A 15,410-nucleotide genomic window follows, 5' to 3' on the forward strand; every position below is an offset into this window, starting at 1 on the left:
GCGCGCACGGCGGCTGCGCGCTCCAGCGCCCGGGCCTGCATGAACGAGGTGTTTCGTGATTTTCATCTTCCGCGGCGATGAGCTGCTGGTGCGCGAAAGCGGTGTGGACCTGCCCGACGGCGATACCTGTGCGCAGGTGGGCGTGCGCTTCGAGCTGATGCAACAGATCTGGCTGACGCACGACCCGCAGCTGCGCACCACGCACGTGGCGCGCGATACCGTCGCGCCGCCCGGCTATGCCTTCCGCAAGCTGCGCGCGCTGCTGTCCGAGCTGGGCGAGCGGGCGCCGCTGGCCGGCCGGGCCTTCCAGATCGCCGAATGGGTGCGCACCCATCGCTACTGCGGCGTCTGCGCCACCCCCATGCAACATGCCCGGCACGAGCTGTGCCTGCAATGCCCCGCGTGCGGGCTGCACGCCTACCCCCGCGTCTCGCCGGCCATGATGGTGCTGATCAAGCGCGGCGAGCACATCCTGCTGGCTCGCCATGCGCGCTACGCCACGGCCCGCTATACGGCGCTGGCCGGCTTCGTCGAAGCCGGCGAAAGCATCGAGGACGCGGTGCACCGCGAGGTGGAGGAGGAAGTCGGCCTGCGCGTGCGCGACCTGCGCTATTTCGGCAGCCAGTCCTGGCCTTTCCCCCATTCGCTGATGATTGCCTTCACGGCCGAATACGCGGGCGGCGACCTGCGCGTCCAGGAAGACGAGATCACCGAGGCGCGCTGGTTCGGCCCGGGCGAGCCCTTGCCGGACATCCCCATGCGCGAGTCCATCGCCGGCCGGCTGGTGCGGGCCAACCTGCCCCCCGGCATGGCGTCCGACTGAGCGCGGCCGCCGGCGGCGCCGGCCTCAACCGCGCGTATCGGCGCGAGCGATGCCCTGGATGGCCTGGGTGGCCAGCTGCGTGGCGACGCGCTGCCGGAAACCCGGGCTTTCGGTCTCGCGCGGCCGGTACCAGACGGTAATCCAGTTGAGAATGCCCAGGATGCCCTTGGCGGCGATCGAATGGTCGGCCTCGGCGAAGTGCCCGCTGGCCATGCCGTCGCGCACCACCTGGCTGAACAGGCCTTCGTAAACATCGCGCATGGCGATGACCTCGGCGAGCGCCTCGCGCTCCATGGGCGTGGTGCTGACGGACTGGTGCAACTCCACGCCCTGCACCGTCACGCGCTGGTAGTAGAGCGAATCCATCATCAGCATGGCGTGCAGGTACGCCATGCGATACAGCTTGGCGCGCGGATCCAGCGAGGCATCGAAGGCGACCGGCACCTGGGCCTTCAGGTTCATGACCATCGCGCACTTGTGGACCGCGAAGAACAGGTCGGTCTTGCTGCGATAGTGGTAGTAGACGCTGCCCTTGGTGGCGCCGATCTGGCTGGCGATCACATCGATCGATGTCGCGGCGAACCCGTAGGTGGTGAACGCCTTGGCCGCCGCATCCAGCAGCTTGCGTTGGACGGCGGGCATGTCGTCATAGTCGATGCCCACCCAATTTTCGAGTTCGGGGGTAAGGAGCACGGCGTCTGCAGGTAGGGTGGTCCGGACCGGGTGCACAGTATAGCGGCAAACTATCGCCGGGCCGGGACGCGCCGATCCTTCCCCGATTCCATTCTATCAGAATACTACCAAGTATCATCTAACCATCATGACCTATCGATAACCATTAGATGACGTACTCGCTTCCATCGATTTTTGTTTTAACTATTTGAATTTAAATATTAATTTTTCACAGGACTGAAACCCGCCAACGCTCTTGCCAAAAATACCCGGAACTAGAATACTAAGTAGTATGTTGATTTTACCCAGGCCGAAACCGGCTCAGGCAACCGGAGAGGGGCAGAGGAATGGACGGACCGTTGAGCGGCGTACGGGTGCTGGACATGACGGCGGCGCTGTCGGGCCCGGTGGCCACCCAGATCCTGGGGGACATGGGCGCCGAGGTGATCAAGATCGAGCCGCCCGAGGGCGACAGCATCCGCGACCTGGGCCCGGCCCGGCATCGCGGCATGGGCGCCATGTTCCTGCACACCAACCGCAGCAAGCGCAGCATCATGCTGGACCTCAATCTGGAAGGCGGACGCGACGCGTTCAGGCGCCTGGCCGGCGCGGCCGACGTATTCGTCTGCAATACCCGCCCCAAGGCCATGGCGCGCCTGGGGCTGGCCTATGCGGATATCGCCGCGCTCAACCCCGCGCTGGTGTACCTGAACATCGTCGGCTACGGCAGCGCGGGAACCCATGCCGACAAGCCGGCCTATGACGATCTGATCCAGGCCGCCGCGGGCATCGCGTCGCTGCGCGCCGACGGCGATCCGGCGCGCTACGCCCCCATCGCCCTGGCCGACCGGGTCACCGGCATCCTGGCGGCCAACGCGGTGCTGGGCGCGCTGTACCACCGCGCCCGCACGGGCGCCGGCCAGCACATCGAAGTCCCGATGTTCGAGTCGATCGCCTCGCTGGTGCTGGCCGACCATATGGCCGGCCTCAGCTTCGAGCCGCCGATCGGCCCGCCGGTATTCGACCGCTACGCGTCCATACGGCGGCCGTTCCAGACCCGCGACGGCTTTCTCTGCATGATGGTGCTGACCGACCGGCAGTGGCGCGAATTCTTCCGCGCGGTCGGCCGCCCCGAAGTCATGGACGATGACCGCTTCGGCACCATGGCCCAGCGCACCCGCAATCTGGAAGCCCTGTACGCCATCGTCTCGGCAATCATGGCCACGCGCGACACCGACGCCTGGGTGGCGCATCTGGAAGCGGCCGATATCCCGGTGGCGCGGATCGAGAGCGTGGCGTCGCTCACCGCGCACCCCCATCTGGCGCAGGCTGGCTTCTTCCAGACGGTGGAGCACCCGACCGAAGGGCCGATACGCAGCATGGCGTGCGCCAGCACCTGGTCGGCCACCCAGCCGGCGCCGACCCGGCCCGCGCCGCGGCTGGGCGAGCACAACCTGGAGATATTGCGGGAAGCCGGCTTCAGCGAGGAACAGACGCAGGCGATGTTCGCCAGCGGCGCGGCACGAGGATACGAATCATGAAGGCAGTCGTGTGCAGGGAGTATGGCGGCCCGGACGTCGCCGCGTACGAAGAGGTGCCGGCGCCGGCGCTCGCGCCGGGCGCGGTGCGCATCCAGGTGCAGGCGTGCAGCGCCAGCTTCGCCAGCCTGCTGGTGATGGAGGGCAAGCACCAGAACCGCGCGCCGCTGCCCCTGATACCGGGCACCGAGGTCGCCGGCGTGGTCACCGAACTCGGCGCGGGCGCCACGCGCTTTCGCGTCGGCGACCGGGTGATCGCCGGCGTGCAATCCGGCTGCTACGCCCAGGAAGTGGTGGCCCCCGAGGCCACGGTGTTCGAGCTGCCCGCCGACGTGCCGTTCGAGACCGGCGCCCAGTTCCCCACCATCTACGGCACGGCCTACGGGGCCCTGCAATGGCGCGCCCAGGTCGAGCCCGGCGAGGTCGTGCTGGTGCATGGGGCGGCCGGCGGCAGCGGGCTGGCCGCGGTGGAAGTGGCCAAGGCGCTGGGCGCCACCGTCATCTCCACGGTGGGCTCGGACGCCAAGCAGGCCATCGTGCGCGAGCATGGCGCCGACCACGCCATCAACTACCGCACGCAGGACTGGCGCGCCGAAGTGCTGCGCCTGACGGGACAGCGCGGCGCCGACGTCATCTACGACCCGGTCGGCGGCGAGACCTTCGACGCCTCGCTGCGGTGCATCGCGCCGGACGGACGCATCATCCCGATGGGGTTCGCCAGCGGCGCCATCCCGACCGTGCCGGCCAACATCGTGCTGGTGAAGAACATCAGCATCCTGGGCGTGTATTGGGGCTACTACTTCGGCTGGGGACGCCACCCGGTCAGGCCCGGCAACGACGCCCGGTTGCGGGCCGCCTACGCCCGGCTCTTCGAATGGACCCGCCAGGGCAGGATCCGGCCGCGCGCGCACGCGGTCGTGCCCCTGGCGGACTTCCGCACCGCACTGCGCATGATCGCCTCCCGCGAAGCGATCGGCAGGATCGTCATGCAACCGCAGCAATAGCGCCCGCGGCCGCCCGCCCGCCGCGGCATCGACAAAACCAGAGGAGACAAACATGTTCAAACGCATCGCCCTGATGGGCGCGGCCGCCATGCTGGCCGCCGCCCCCGCCGTCCACGCGCAGGACAAGTACCCCAGCCGGCCGATCACGCTGGTCTCGCCCTACCAGGCAGGCGGCACGACGGAAACCTTCGCGCGGCTGATCATCGACGACGTGGCGGCCATCCTGGGCCAGCCCATCGTGGTCGAGCAAAAGCCCGGCGCCGCCGGCACCATCGGCGCGCGCTTCGTGGCCACCAGCAAGGGCGACGGCTATACGCTGCTGGCCAACACGTCGCAGCACGTCATGTACGAAGGCATGTTCAAGAACCTGCCGTTCCGGCCCATGGAGGGCTTCCGCCCGGTCGGCGTGCTGGGGTCGGCGCCCATCATCGTGGTGACGGGCGAGAACTCGCCGTACAAGACCTTCAAGGACGTGCTCGAGGCCGCCAGGACGCGCAATCTCACCTTCGCCTCCGGCGCCCAGGGCTCGCTGCCCCACCTGACCGGCGAGCGGGTCGCCGTGCAGGGCAAGCTGAACATGACCCACGTCCCGTTCAGCGGCACCGCTCCCGCGCTGACCAATGTCATGGGCGGCCATGTGGACCTGCTCTATTCCACCGCGGCGAGCGTGATGTCGCAGATCCGCGCCGACAAGCTGCGGGCGCTGGCCGTCTCGACCAAGGAGCGCATGCCGGAACTGCCCGACGTGCCCAGCATCGCCGAGATGGGCATGCCCGGCTTCGACGTGACCGCCTGGTATGCCGTGTGGGCGCCCAGGGACACCCGCCCCGAGGTCGTGGACGCCATCAACCAGGCCATGCGCGAAGCCTCGGCGCGCCCGAAAGCGAAAAAGCGCATGGCCGCGCTCAGCGTCACGCCCAGCACGCTGACCGCCGCGCAGTTCGCCGCCTTCGCCGAGAGCGAGCGCAAGACCTGGCTCGACGTCATGCGCCGCGCCAACATGCAGCCGGCCAACTGACATGGCGCGGGCGGACGACATCGAGGTACGCGTGGCCGACCAGGTGGCCTGGGTCACCATCAACCGGCCGCAGCGCATGAACGCGCTGGCCCGCGCCACCTTCGCGCAACTGGTCGAGGTCTCGCTCGAACTGGACCAGGACCCTGGCGTCAAGGTGGTGGTCTATACCGGCGCGGGCGAGCGCGCCTTCTCGGCCGGCGTGGACCTCAAGGAGCTGGACGCGGCCGGCCGCATGACCCATCCCATGGGCGGCCTGGCACGCAATCTCAACGAGGTCGTGCTGGAAATGGCCACGCCGACCATCGCGGCCATCAATGGCGTGGCCGCCGGCGGCGGGTGCGAGCTGGCCCTGGCCTGCGACATCCGCGTGGCCGCGTCCACCGCGCGCATCGGCCTGCCGGAAGCCCGGGTCGGCATGGGCGCCAATTTCGGCAGCGTGGTGCTGCCCCAGCTGATACCGCGCGGCGTGGCGCTGGAACTGCTTTATACCGGCGAGCTGATCGACATGGCGCTGGCGCACCGGTTGGGGCTGGTCAACCACGTGTTCGAGCCGGCCGAGCTGATGGCGCAGACCGCCGGCCTGGCGCGCCGCATCGCCGACAACGCCCCGCTGTCGGTGCAGCGCATGAAGGCCATGGCGTTCAAGAGCATCGGCCTGCCCACCGCGGCGGCCCTGCGGCTGTCGGTCGGCCCCGACCCCTACAACAGCGAAGACAGGCTGGAAGGCGCGCGCGCCTTCGTGGAAAAGCGCAAGCCGCGCTTCCAGGGCCGATAGCCCCTCGATGCGCGGGTGTCCGTCCCGGCATGGGGACTGACATCCGCGGCAGAGTGTGCCTGTCCCCGCCGGGACAGGCACACCGCCGTACGCCATGAACGCTGGCCGGCCAGGACGGCATCTTTCCCCGCACGGGACCCGACATCCTCGGCAGGGTGTGCCTGTCCCCGCCGGGACAGGCACGCCGCCGTACGCCATGGACGCTGGCCGGCCAAGACGGTATGTCTCCCTGCACGGGACCCGACATCCGCGGCAGGGTGTGCCTGTCCCCGCCGGGACAGGCACACCGCCGTACGCCATGAACGCTGGCCGGCCAAGACGGCATCTTTCCCCGCACGGGACCCGACATCCGCGGCAGGGTGTGCCTGTCCCCGCCGGGACAGGCACGCCGCCGTACGCCATGAACGCTGGCCGGCCAAGACGGCATCTTTCCCCGCACGGGACCGACATCCGCGGCAGGGCGTGCTGGCCCGTTTCTTCGGGTAAATACTATATAGGAGCATAGTGTATGCCGGCACTAAACTATATAGGACTAGAGTAGCACCCGGACAACCCCGCTCGCTTCGGCGTCATCAAGGACGACCCTATGAATGCTCAAGTAAACACCTTCACGCCCTTGCCATGCACGGAACCCGGCAAGTCCGGCGCTCCGCCCAGGCCAGGCCAGGCCAGGCGCCAGCCAGGACAACCAGGTCAAGATCTCGTTCCAGGGCGTCAGCAAGACGTATGGCGGCCGGGGCCGCTCGGGCAACCGGACGCTGGCGCTGGACCGCATGGACGTGGACATCAAGGCCGCCGAGATCGTCACGGTGCTCGGCCCCACCGGTTGCGGCAAGTCCTCCACGCTCAACCTGATCGCGGGCTTCGAACAGACCAGCACCGGCTCGCTGCTCATCGACGGCAAGCCCATCGACGGCCCCGGCCCCGACCGGGCGGTGGTGTTCCAGCAGCCTTCGCTGTTCCCGTGGCTGACGGTCATGGAAAACATCACGCTGGGCGTGAAGTGCCGCGGCGTCCCCAAGGACACCTACGAGCCGCGCGCCCAGATGCTGCTGCGCGAAGTCGGCCTGTCGGGCTTCGAGAAACATTACCCCTATCAACTGTCGGGCGGGATGCAGCAACGCGTGCAGATCGCCCGCGCGCTGATCTCGGAACCGAAGGTGCTGCTGCTGGACGAGCCCTTCGGCGCGCTGGACTACCAGACCCGCATCCTGATGCAGGAACTGCTGCTGCAGCTGTGGCAGGAGCACAAGCCCACGATTTTCTTCATCACCCACGACGTATCCGAAGCCATCTTCGTGGCCGACCGGGTGCTGGTCATGAGCCATCGCCCGGGACGGATCAAGCTGGCGGTCAATGTCGACGCCGACAAGCCGCGCAACGCCGACTTCCTCTCCACGCCCGAGTTCATCAGCCTGCAGCGCGACCTGCTGCACGCCGTGCAGGAAGAAGTGCACGCCAACAAGAACCGTCCTCCCATGGCCAAGGCCGCCTGACTTCCCCCCCGCAGAAGGAGTACGACCATGCAATCCTGTCTACGCCTGGCGGCGTCCCTGCTGTCCGCCGCCCTGCTCTGCCTGCCCGCGCCCGGCGCCGCGCAGACCGCTTCCCCCGCCAAGAAGGAACTGCTCAAGTTCAACTGGGGCGCCCCCACGGCGGACTACTACGCCCTGTACGTCGCCAAGGACCAGAAGCTGTTCGAGGAAGTGGGCCTGGAGCCCAACTTCTACTTCTTCCCGTCCGGCGCCCCCTTGCTGGCCGGCTTGAAGAGCAAGAGCCTGGACGTGATCACGACCGGCCTGGCCACCGTGTTCGCGCTGGGGCAGAACGTACCCCTGAAGCTGATCTACTGGGAGCTGGACCACGCCGCGGCCGAAGGCCTGGTGGTCGACCCGGCCGCCGGCATCAAGAGCTACAAGGACATCGCCAAGGCCAAGGCGATCGGCGCGCCCTCGGGCACCTGCGCCCAGGTTTCGCTGGTGCTGATGGCCAAGGAACTGAATCTCAAGTATTCGGACCTCAACATCATCAATATCGCGCCGCCGCTGTACGGCAATGCTTTCAAGAGCAAGTCGATCCAGGCCGCGGTGGCATGGTCGCCCTACTCCAGCATTCTCAACGCCGACCAGCTGCCGGTGGTGAACTGGGCCAGCGACTACACGCCGGACCAGGGCGTGTGCCCCGGCCTGACCGGCGTGCGCACCGAGTTCATGCAGCAGCATCCGGACATCGGCCTGAAACTCGTGCAGGTGCAGGCCAAGGCCATGGACATGATCCGCAAGGACCCCGAGCTGGGCATCGGCGTGCTGATGAAGTACCTGTCGGTCTCGCGCGAAGTGGCCAAGCACATCTACGACCGCGAGTTTTCGCGCATCCCGACCTACGCGCAGCAGATCGATCCCGCCTCGCCCTATTCGCTGGCCGCCAAGGACGCGGGCCTGGCGCGCAAGCTGCTGATCGCCAGCCAGGCGCTGGCCGAAGTGGGCACCATTCCCGCGCCCCTGACGCCGCAGGCCATCGCAGAGGCGATCGATCCGAGCGCGATTCAACGCTACATGAAAGGAGAGCGCAAATGAGCGAGCGCGTTGCCGTGGAAGGCCGCCAGCCGGCCATTTCCCCCACAGTTTTCTCGGTGGCCTCGGTCGTCGGGCTGCTGGCCATCTGGACCCTGGTCACCAACCTGGGCCTCGTGGGGCCGGGCTACCTGCCCAGTCCGCAGGCCATGTTCGCCCAGCTCGTCACCCTGGTCGAGCAGGGCTACGGCGGCAAGCCGCTCTGGGACCACGTCGGCGCCAGCCTGTTCTGCGCCCTGGTCGGATTCGCGATCGGCGTGCTGGCGGGCGTGCCGTTCGGGCTGTTCAGCGGCTACCACAAGGCCGTCGGCGCCATGATGTCGCCCATCATGGCGTTCATCCGCCCGATTCCGCCGATCGCCTTCATTCCCATGGCGGTGCTGTATTTCGGCCTGGGCGAGATGGGCAAGGTGGTGCTGATCGTCTTCACCGCCTTCAACTACTCGTTCGTCAGCGCCCAGGCGGGCGCCCTGTCGGTGCCCATGTCGTACTACCGGGCTGCCGAGTCCATCGGCATGACCAGGCTGCAGATCTTCTGGCGCGTGGTGTTCCCGTCGTCGATTCCCCATATCTTCACCGGGCTGAAGGTGGCCATGGCCCTGAGCTGGGCGGTGGTGGTGGCCGCCGAACTGGTGGGCGCGCAGAAAGGACTGGGTTTCATGATCTCGGACGCGGCGCAGCTGTTCCAGATTCCGGTGGTGTTCATCGGCATTGCGCTGATCGGCCTGATCGGCCTGGTGCTCAACGTGATGCTGACCGTCGCCGAGGAAAAGATCGTGCACTGGAAAGGGAGGTGACCGCGCGCATTGCCCGGCATACCCACTGTGTTGTGACGCCATGACAAGGAGCAGCAAGGCCATGGATACGGACGCCATTCGCAGCGAAATCTTCGGCCAGTTGGCCCGGCCGGACAACAGCGGCATACCCAAGTATCGCCGCCTGTCCAACATCCTGGTGGAAGCCATCAGGCGCGGCGTCTGGCAGCCGGGCGACCGGCTGCCAGCCGAGGAGCAGCTCACCGAGATGACGCCGTTCAGCCTGGGCACGGTGCAGCGCGCCCTGCGCGCGCTGACCGACGAGGGATTGGTGATCCGCATGCAGGGGCACGGCAACTTCGTCGCCGACCAGCAACGGCAGATGGCCGACCCCTGGCACTGCCGCTTCCTCGACGACGAATCCGACGGCATCGTGCCCATCTATTCGAAGGCGGTGCAGCGCGCCGTGGTCACGCCGTCCGAGACCGGCCCCTGGCAACGCTACCTGCACAGCGGCAGCGTCATGCGATTGGACCGCATCATCAACGTCAACGACGAGTTCCGGATATTCAGCCGCTTCTACGCCGACCGCGAGCTGCTGCAGCCGCTGTGGCATGTACCGCTCGAAGAGCTGGACGGCGCCAATTTCAAGGACATCATCATGCGGCAGGTCGGCCTGCCGATCACCGAGATCGACCGCAGCGTGCGCATCCGGCGCATCGATGCGCAGGCTGCGCGGCTGATCGGCGTCGCGCCCGAAGCCACGGTGCTGTTCATGCAGGCCGTCGCCCGCGCCGGCCGCGACGCGTGCATCTACTACCAGGAGTTCTACATCCCCGAGACCGGCCGGGCGCTGCAGCTGCCCGAACAACGGCCCCGGGTCCACGGGCGCTGAACCCGGGGCGCCCCCTCATTGCAGACAGAGCCCCGAGACGGGCGGAGACAAGCATGACATCGAAGCAAGGCCGACACACCGCTTTCCTCACCAAGGCCGCCGCGACCGCCGTCCTGGCCGCGGGCAGCGCCGCCAGCCTGGCAGCCGATCCGCCCAAGCCGCTGAAGATCAACTACGGCGCGCCGACGGCCGACTACTACACCCTGTACGTCGCCAAGGACCACGGCCTGTTCGAGAAACATGGCCTGGAGCCCAACTTCTTCTGGTTCGCCTCGGGCGCCCCCCTGCTGGCCGGCCTCAAGAGCGAAAGCCTGGATGTCTTCACCACCGGCCTGGCCTCGGCGTTCGCGCTGGGCCAGAACCTGCCCGTCAAGCTGCTGTTCTGGCAGCTCGACGACGCGCCGGGACAGGGCCTGGTGGTCTCGAAGGACTCGGGTATCGACAGCTACCGCGACCTGAAGAAGGCCAAGGCCATCGGCACGCCGTCGGGCACCTGCGCCCAGGTGGCGCTGGGCCTGATGGCGCGCAAGGCGGGCATCGCCATGAAGGAGCTGAACGTCGTCAACATTGCCCCGCCGCTGTACGCCAATGCCTTCACCAGCAACTCCATCGACGCCGGCGTGACCTGGGCGCCCTACCTGCAGTCGGTGGCCGAGCGCGGCTACAAGATCGTCAACTACGACACCGACTACGACGGGATCTGCCCCGTGATGACGGGCGCGCGCACCAAGTTCCTGCAGGAGCACCCCGACGTCGGCCTGAAGCTGGTGCAGATCTCGGCCGAGGCGCAACGAATGGTGGCCGACAACCCGCAACTGGCCATCGACGTGCTGGAGAAATACCTGAAGGTCTCGCCGGCCGTCGCCAAGGCAACCTACGAGCGCCTGTGCTGCGGGAATTTCCCCACCTTCAGGCAGCAGGCCGACCCCGAATCGCCCTATTCGCTGGTGTCCGACAAGGGCATCGTCGCCAAGCTGCATACTGCCACGCAGATCCTGGCCGAGGCCGGCACCATCCCGCAAGCCATCTCCCGGGAAACCGTCGCCGCATCGATCGACGCCTCGTACGTGCGCCAGTACCTGGCCACGCAACCCGGGCAATAGCCGAGGCCCGCCCTCGGTGGCGGTGCCCGTCCCCGGACGGGAGCTGACATCCGCGGCGAGGTGTGCCTGTCCCCACTGGGACAGGCACACCGCTCTACGCCATGAACGGTTGACGGCCAAGACGGTATCTGTCCCCAGGGGGGCAGGCACCCCATTCATCCTATATAGGTATATATCACCATGCGATCCATTTCCCTGCACCTGCGGCGTGCCCTCGCCGTCCTCGGCCTGGCCGGCATCGCCGCCGCCGCGCCACTGCACGCCGCCGAAACCTGGCCCGACCGTCCGGTCCGGCTGATCGTGCCCTACCCCGCCGGCGGCGGCGTCGACTTCGCCGCCCGGCTGATCGCGTCGGACCTGAGCAAGCAGACCGGACAGAACTTCATCGTGGAAAACCGCACCGGCGCGGCCGGCACCATAGGCGCGCAGGCCGTGGTGCAAAGCACCGCCGACGGCAACACCGTGCTGTTCGCCTCGCCCGCCGAAGTCCTGGTCAGCCGCATCGCCGGCCAGAAAACCTCGTACGACGCCGGCAAAGACCTGCAGCCGGTCACATTGGCCGGCGAAACGCCGCTGGCCGTCGTGGTCAACCCGGCGGTGCCGGCCCGCACGCTGGCCGAACTGGTCGCGCTGGCCAGGAAAGACCCGTCCGCCATCTCCTACGGCACGCCGGGCACCGGCAGCACCATGCAGTTCGCCGGCGAGGCCCTGAACCTCGCGGCCGGCATCAAGATGCTGCACGTCCCGTACCGGGGCGCGGCGCCCGCCATCGCCGACCTGCTGGGCAACCAGATCCCGGTGGCCATCGTCGGCGTCCCGCCGCTGGTGGCGCACCACAAGAGCGGCAAGCTGAGGATTCTCGCGGTCACCGGCAGCCAGCGCATCGCCGCCTTGCCGGACGTACCCACCGTGGCCGAGGAGCTGGGCGTGGCGGACTACCGCTACACCAACTGGTTCGGCGTCTATGTGCCCGGCAATACGCCCGCGGCCGTCGGGGACAGGCTCGCGGCGCTGATCCACGCGTCGGTGCACCGCGATGCCATCAAGGCCCAGCTGGCCGAGCAGGGCGTGGAGCCGATCGGCAACACCACGCCCGAGTTCGTCCGGTTCCTTGCCGACGAGAAGGCGCGCTACGAGACCGTGCAGCGCAAGAGCGGGATACAGATGGACTGAGCGCGCCGGCGCTCAGTCGGTCAGCTGGTCGGGGATGCTGAGCACCCGCTTGGTCGGCGGGATGAAGAACTTCTGGTAGTAGATGCAGCGTTCCTGCCCCATGCAGGCCACCACCTGCAGGGCGATGCCCGCCGCGTAGGGCGGCGTCTTGGTGTAGCCCGCCACGGTGGGGTCGAACGGCTCCATCGCGACGAAGTGGTCGATCTTGGTGACCGGGACGTTCAGTTCCTGCGTGATCTGCTTCTTGAAGTTCAGGCCGTTGAGCTTCTCCATCGGCGTATCCCACAGCGACGGGAAAACGTTGCGGTCGACATAGAAGCGCGTGAACACCTCGAACTCGTTGCCGACGTTGATGGTGCGCTCGATCAGGATCACCTGCGCGCCGGCCGCGGTATCGAAATAACGCTGCCATTCGCCCTCGCCGCTGGCGTAGTCGCGGCTGATGATGGTGGAGTAGACCGGCAGGAAACCGACGCCGTCATCGGCCAGGAAGCGGCAATGCCAGGGATCCTGGATGCGCAGCAGCTGCTGCGCGACGAAGGTGCCCAGGCCATGCTCGCGCACCACCAGCCCCTGGTCGACCAGGATGCGCAGGGCGCGCTGCACCGTCCCCAGGCTGTAGGAGGTCATCTGGACCAGGTCGTCCTCGGTGGGCAGGCGCTCGCCCGGCTTCCAGTGCCCGGATTCGATGCCTTCGGCAATCGCATTCAGGACCAGCCGGTACTTGGGTATGCCGCTGTAGTTGGGGCGGTGCAACTGGTCGAACACCGCGGGCCGCTCGGCATTCACCACGATCTGCCCGCCGGCCGGCGTAGAACGTCGAAGACTCGTATTCATAAGCACATATCTGGATATCCCCGACGAAAGGGCGTCGGACGGCTAGGTGTGAAGATTCAATAGGTTGTATGCATGGTTCATCCGAACCGGATTTGAGAAACTGGAAATCGCCGACCCCCCAGTTCACTCAAGGAGCCCGGCCGGATGAACACCCATAAGCATGCCCGATTGACCTTCCTACGTCGACTCGAAATGGTCCAGCAATTGATCGCCCATCAAGTTTGTGTGCCTGAAGCGGCCCGCGCCTATGGGGTCACCGCGCCGACTGTGCGCAAATGGCTGGGCCGCTTCCTGGCTCAGGGCCAGGCGGGCTTGGCCGATGCGTCCTCGCGCCCGACGGTCTCGCCCCGAGCGATTGCGCCGGCCAAGGCGCTGGCTATCGTGGAGCTGCGCCGCAAGCGGCTGACCCAAGCGCGCATCGCCCAGGCGCTGGGCGTGTCAGCCAGCACCGTCAGCCGCGTCCTGGCCCGCGCCGGTCTGTCGCACCTGGCCGACCTGGAGCCGGCCGAGCCGGTGGTGCGCTACGAGCATCAGGCCCCCGGCGATCTGCTGCACATCGACATCAAGAAGCTGGGACGTATCCAGCGCCCTGGCCACCGGGTCACGGGCAACCGACGCGATACCGTTGAGGGGGCCGGCTGGGACTTCGTCTTCGTGGCCATCGATGACCACGCCCGCGTGGCCTTCACCGACATCCACCCCGACGAGCGCTTCCCCAGCGCCGTCCAGTTCCTCAAGGACGCAGTGGCCTACTACCAGCGCCTGGGCGTGACCATCCAGCGCTTGCTCACCGACAATGGCTCGGCCTTTCGCAGCCGCGCCTTCGCCGCGCTGTGCCATGAGCTGGGCATCAAGCACCGCTTTACCCGACCTTACCGCCCACAGACCAATGGCAAGGCCGAACGCTTCATCCAGTCGGCCTTGCGTGAGTGGGCTTACGCTCACACCTACCAGAACTCCCAACACCGAGCCGATGCCATGAAATCCTGGCTACACCACTACAACTGGCATCGACCCCACCAAGGCATCGGGCGCGCTGTACCCATCTCCAGACTCAACCTGGACGAATACAACCTATTGACAGTTCACAACTAGCCGGTTGAGGTCGGGATCGAGGAGGTCCATCGCGATAACAAGGAGTTTTCACACGATAAGAAGATATTACTTCAGCAAATCGCCGATGCCTCCTAAGATTTGCCCAATCAATGCACTGCTCAGGAGCTGCAATGCCGCATGCGAAGCGAGTGTTTCCGGCACGGCGGGCGTTTGTTGCCGCGCTGGCCGTTCTGATGCTTTGCGCCGGGGCTGGCGCGGATGCGCAGGGGGATTGGCCGGCGCGGCCGATCCGGGTGGTGACGCCGTTTCCCGCCGGGGGGATCAACGATACGGTGATCCGCATCGTGTGCGACAAGATCGCGCCGGCGCTGGGGCAGCCGATCATCGTCGAGGTGAAGGCGGGCGCGGCGGGGGCCATCGGCACGGATTTCGTGGCCAAGAGCGAGCCGGATGGATATACCTGGCTGGCCTCGTCGGGGCCGGTGTTCACGGCGGCGCCGGCGCTTTTCAGCAGCCTGCCTTTCGATCCGCTCAAGGATTTCCGCGCGGCGGCGATGCTGGCGACGGCGCCGAACACCCTGGTGGTGCCGCCGCAGCTGCCGGTGTCGAATCTGCGTGAGCTGGTCGCCTATGCCAGGCAGGCGCCGGGCGGCATTTCGTATGCGACGCCGGGCGCGGGCAGTTCGGCGCACCTGGGGACCGAGGCGTTCATGCGCGACGCGGGTTTCAGCGCCACGCAGGTGGCGTACCGGGGCGCGCCGCCGGCCCTGCTGGACCTGATCGGCGGGCGGGTGCAGTTCATGATGGTGAGCGCGAGCCTGGCGGCGGCGCAGATCGGCGCGGGCAAGCTCAAGGGCTTGGCCGTGATGGACACGCGCCGATTCCCGGGCGCGACGGATATTCCGACGGTTGCCGAGGCAGGGTTCAACGTCGAGCCGGTGGTGCCGTGGTTTGCGATTCACGTCCCGGCGCGTACGCCCGAGGCGATCGTCGCGCGCATCAATCGCGAGGTCGCCGCGGCGCTGGCGGATCCAGAGGTCCGGGCCAGGTTGCGCAAGGCCGGCGCGGCGGCGGCCGAGCCGGCGGCGCCGCCGCGGATCGATGCCGCGATGCAGGTCGAGGCGGCGCGTTTCCAGGCGCTGGCGCGCGAGCAGAATCTAAAGCAGCAATGATGAGGGGGCGATGCAG

General features: G+C 67.4%; 14 protein-coding genes and 1 pseudogene. 13 read left to right on the top strand and 2 right to left on the bottom strand.

Going from position 1 to position 15,410, the window contains the following annotated elements; genetic code table 11:
• Window positions 1-55 precede the first annotated feature (55 nt).
• On the top strand, window positions 56-823 hold the full coding sequence (gene nudC / locus BN118_RS01210; RefSeq protein ID WP_014905428.1) for an NAD(+) diphosphatase: 768 nt from the start codon (window positions 56-58) through the stop codon (window positions 821-823).
• A gap of 24 nt (window positions 824-847) precedes the next feature.
• On the opposite strand, the gene BN118_RS01215 is transcribed toward nudC, so the two are convergent.
• The gene (locus BN118_RS01215; protein ID WP_014905429.1) at window positions 848-1,552 is read right to left on the bottom strand and encodes a TetR/AcrR family transcriptional regulator; all 705 of its coding nucleotides are present in this window, start codon (window positions 1,550-1,552) and stop codon (window positions 848-850) included.
• Window positions 1,553-1,842: 290 nt separating this feature from the next.
• On the opposite strand from BN118_RS01215, the gene BN118_RS01220 reads away from it, so the two are divergent.
• The 10 genes and pseudogenes from BN118_RS01220 (at window position 1,843) to BN118_RS01265 (ending at window position 12,329) form a co-directional block, all read left to right on the top strand.
• A complete protein-coding gene (locus tag BN118_RS01220; RefSeq protein ID WP_010931607.1) occupies window positions 1,843-3,036 on the top strand; it encodes a CaiB/BaiF CoA transferase family protein in 1,194 nt (397 codons plus the stop codon).
• Window positions 3,033-4,037 carry an NADPH:quinone oxidoreductase family protein gene (locus tag BN118_RS01225; RefSeq protein ID WP_010931606.1) on the top strand — a complete coding sequence of 335 codons (1,005 nt, stop codon included), beginning with the start codon at window positions 3,033-3,035 and terminating at the stop codon, window positions 4,035-4,037. Before BN118_RS01220 ends, BN118_RS01225 begins: the two co-directional genes overlap by 4 nt.
• Before the next feature lie 52 nt (window positions 4,038-4,089).
• Window positions 4,090-5,055 (top strand): Bug family tripartite tricarboxylate transporter substrate binding protein, encoded by a 966-nt coding sequence (locus BN118_RS01230; RefSeq protein ID WP_010931605.1) that lies wholly within the window; start codon window positions 4,090-4,092, stop codon window positions 5,053-5,055.
• A gap of 1 nt (window position 5,056) precedes the next feature.
• On the top strand, window positions 5,057-5,830 hold the full coding sequence (locus BN118_RS01235) for an enoyl-CoA hydratase/isomerase family protein (protein ID WP_010931604.1): 774 nt from the start codon (window positions 5,057-5,059) through the stop codon (window positions 5,828-5,830).
• 586 nt (window positions 5,831-6,416) lie between these two features.
• A pseudogene (locus BN118_RS01240) lies at window positions 6,417-7,326 on the top strand (ABC transporter ATP-binding protein).
• 27 nt (window positions 7,327-7,353) lie between these two features.
• Entirely contained in the window at window positions 7,354-8,406 is a 1,053-nt protein-coding gene (locus BN118_RS01245) for an ABC transporter substrate-binding protein (RefSeq protein WP_003814795.1), read from the top strand.
• The gene (locus BN118_RS01250) at window positions 8,403-9,200 is read left to right on the top strand and encodes an ABC transporter permease (RefSeq protein ID WP_010931601.1); all 798 of its coding nucleotides are present in this window, start codon (window positions 8,403-8,405) and stop codon (window positions 9,198-9,200) included. The genes BN118_RS01245 and BN118_RS01250 overlap by 4 nt, the downstream gene beginning before the upstream one ends.
• Before the next feature lie 61 nt (window positions 9,201-9,261).
• Window positions 9,262-10,053 carry a GntR family transcriptional regulator gene (locus tag BN118_RS01255; RefSeq protein WP_003814799.1) on the top strand — a complete coding sequence of 264 codons (792 nt, stop codon included), beginning with the start codon at window positions 9,262-9,264 and terminating at the stop codon, window positions 10,051-10,053.
• A gap of 53 nt (window positions 10,054-10,106) precedes the next feature.
• Window positions 10,107-11,156, top strand: coding sequence for an ABC transporter substrate-binding protein (locus tag BN118_RS01260; RefSeq protein ID WP_014905430.1), 1,050 nt, complete (start codon window positions 10,107-10,109; stop codon window positions 11,154-11,156).
• A 180-nt stretch (window positions 11,157-11,336) separates the two neighbouring features.
• Complete coding sequence (locus tag BN118_RS01265; RefSeq protein WP_010931599.1) at window positions 11,337-12,329, top strand: Bug family tripartite tricarboxylate transporter substrate binding protein; 993 nt, start codon at window positions 11,337-11,339, stop codon at window positions 12,327-12,329.
• A 12-nt stretch (window positions 12,330-12,341) separates the two neighbouring features.
• Here BN118_RS01265 and BN118_RS01270 read toward each other — a convergent pair whose 3' ends face one another.
• A complete protein-coding gene (locus BN118_RS01270) occupies window positions 12,342-13,172 on the bottom strand; it encodes a GntR family transcriptional regulator (protein ID WP_010931598.1) in 831 nt (276 codons plus the stop codon).
• 138 nt (window positions 13,173-13,310) lie between these two features.
• On the opposite strand from BN118_RS01270, the gene BN118_RS01275 reads away from it, so the two are divergent.
• Together BN118_RS01275 and BN118_RS01280 are read left to right on the top strand one after the other, a co-directional pair.
• Window positions 13,311-14,261 carry an IS481-like element IS481 family transposase gene (locus tag BN118_RS01275; RefSeq protein ID WP_005012808.1) on the top strand — a complete coding sequence of 317 codons (951 nt, stop codon included), beginning with the start codon at window positions 13,311-13,313 and terminating at the stop codon, window positions 14,259-14,261.
• Window positions 14,262-14,392: 131 nt separating this feature from the next.
• Entirely contained in the window at window positions 14,393-15,394 is a 1,002-nt protein-coding gene (locus tag BN118_RS01280; RefSeq protein WP_227914924.1) for a Bug family tripartite tricarboxylate transporter substrate binding protein, read from the top strand.
• The last annotated feature ends 16 nt before the right edge of the window (window positions 15,395-15,410 follow it).

The organism is Bordetella pertussis 18323 (genome assembly GCF_000306945.1).
GTDB lineage: Bacteria > Pseudomonadota > Gammaproteobacteria > Burkholderiales > Burkholderiaceae_B > Bordetella > Bordetella pertussis.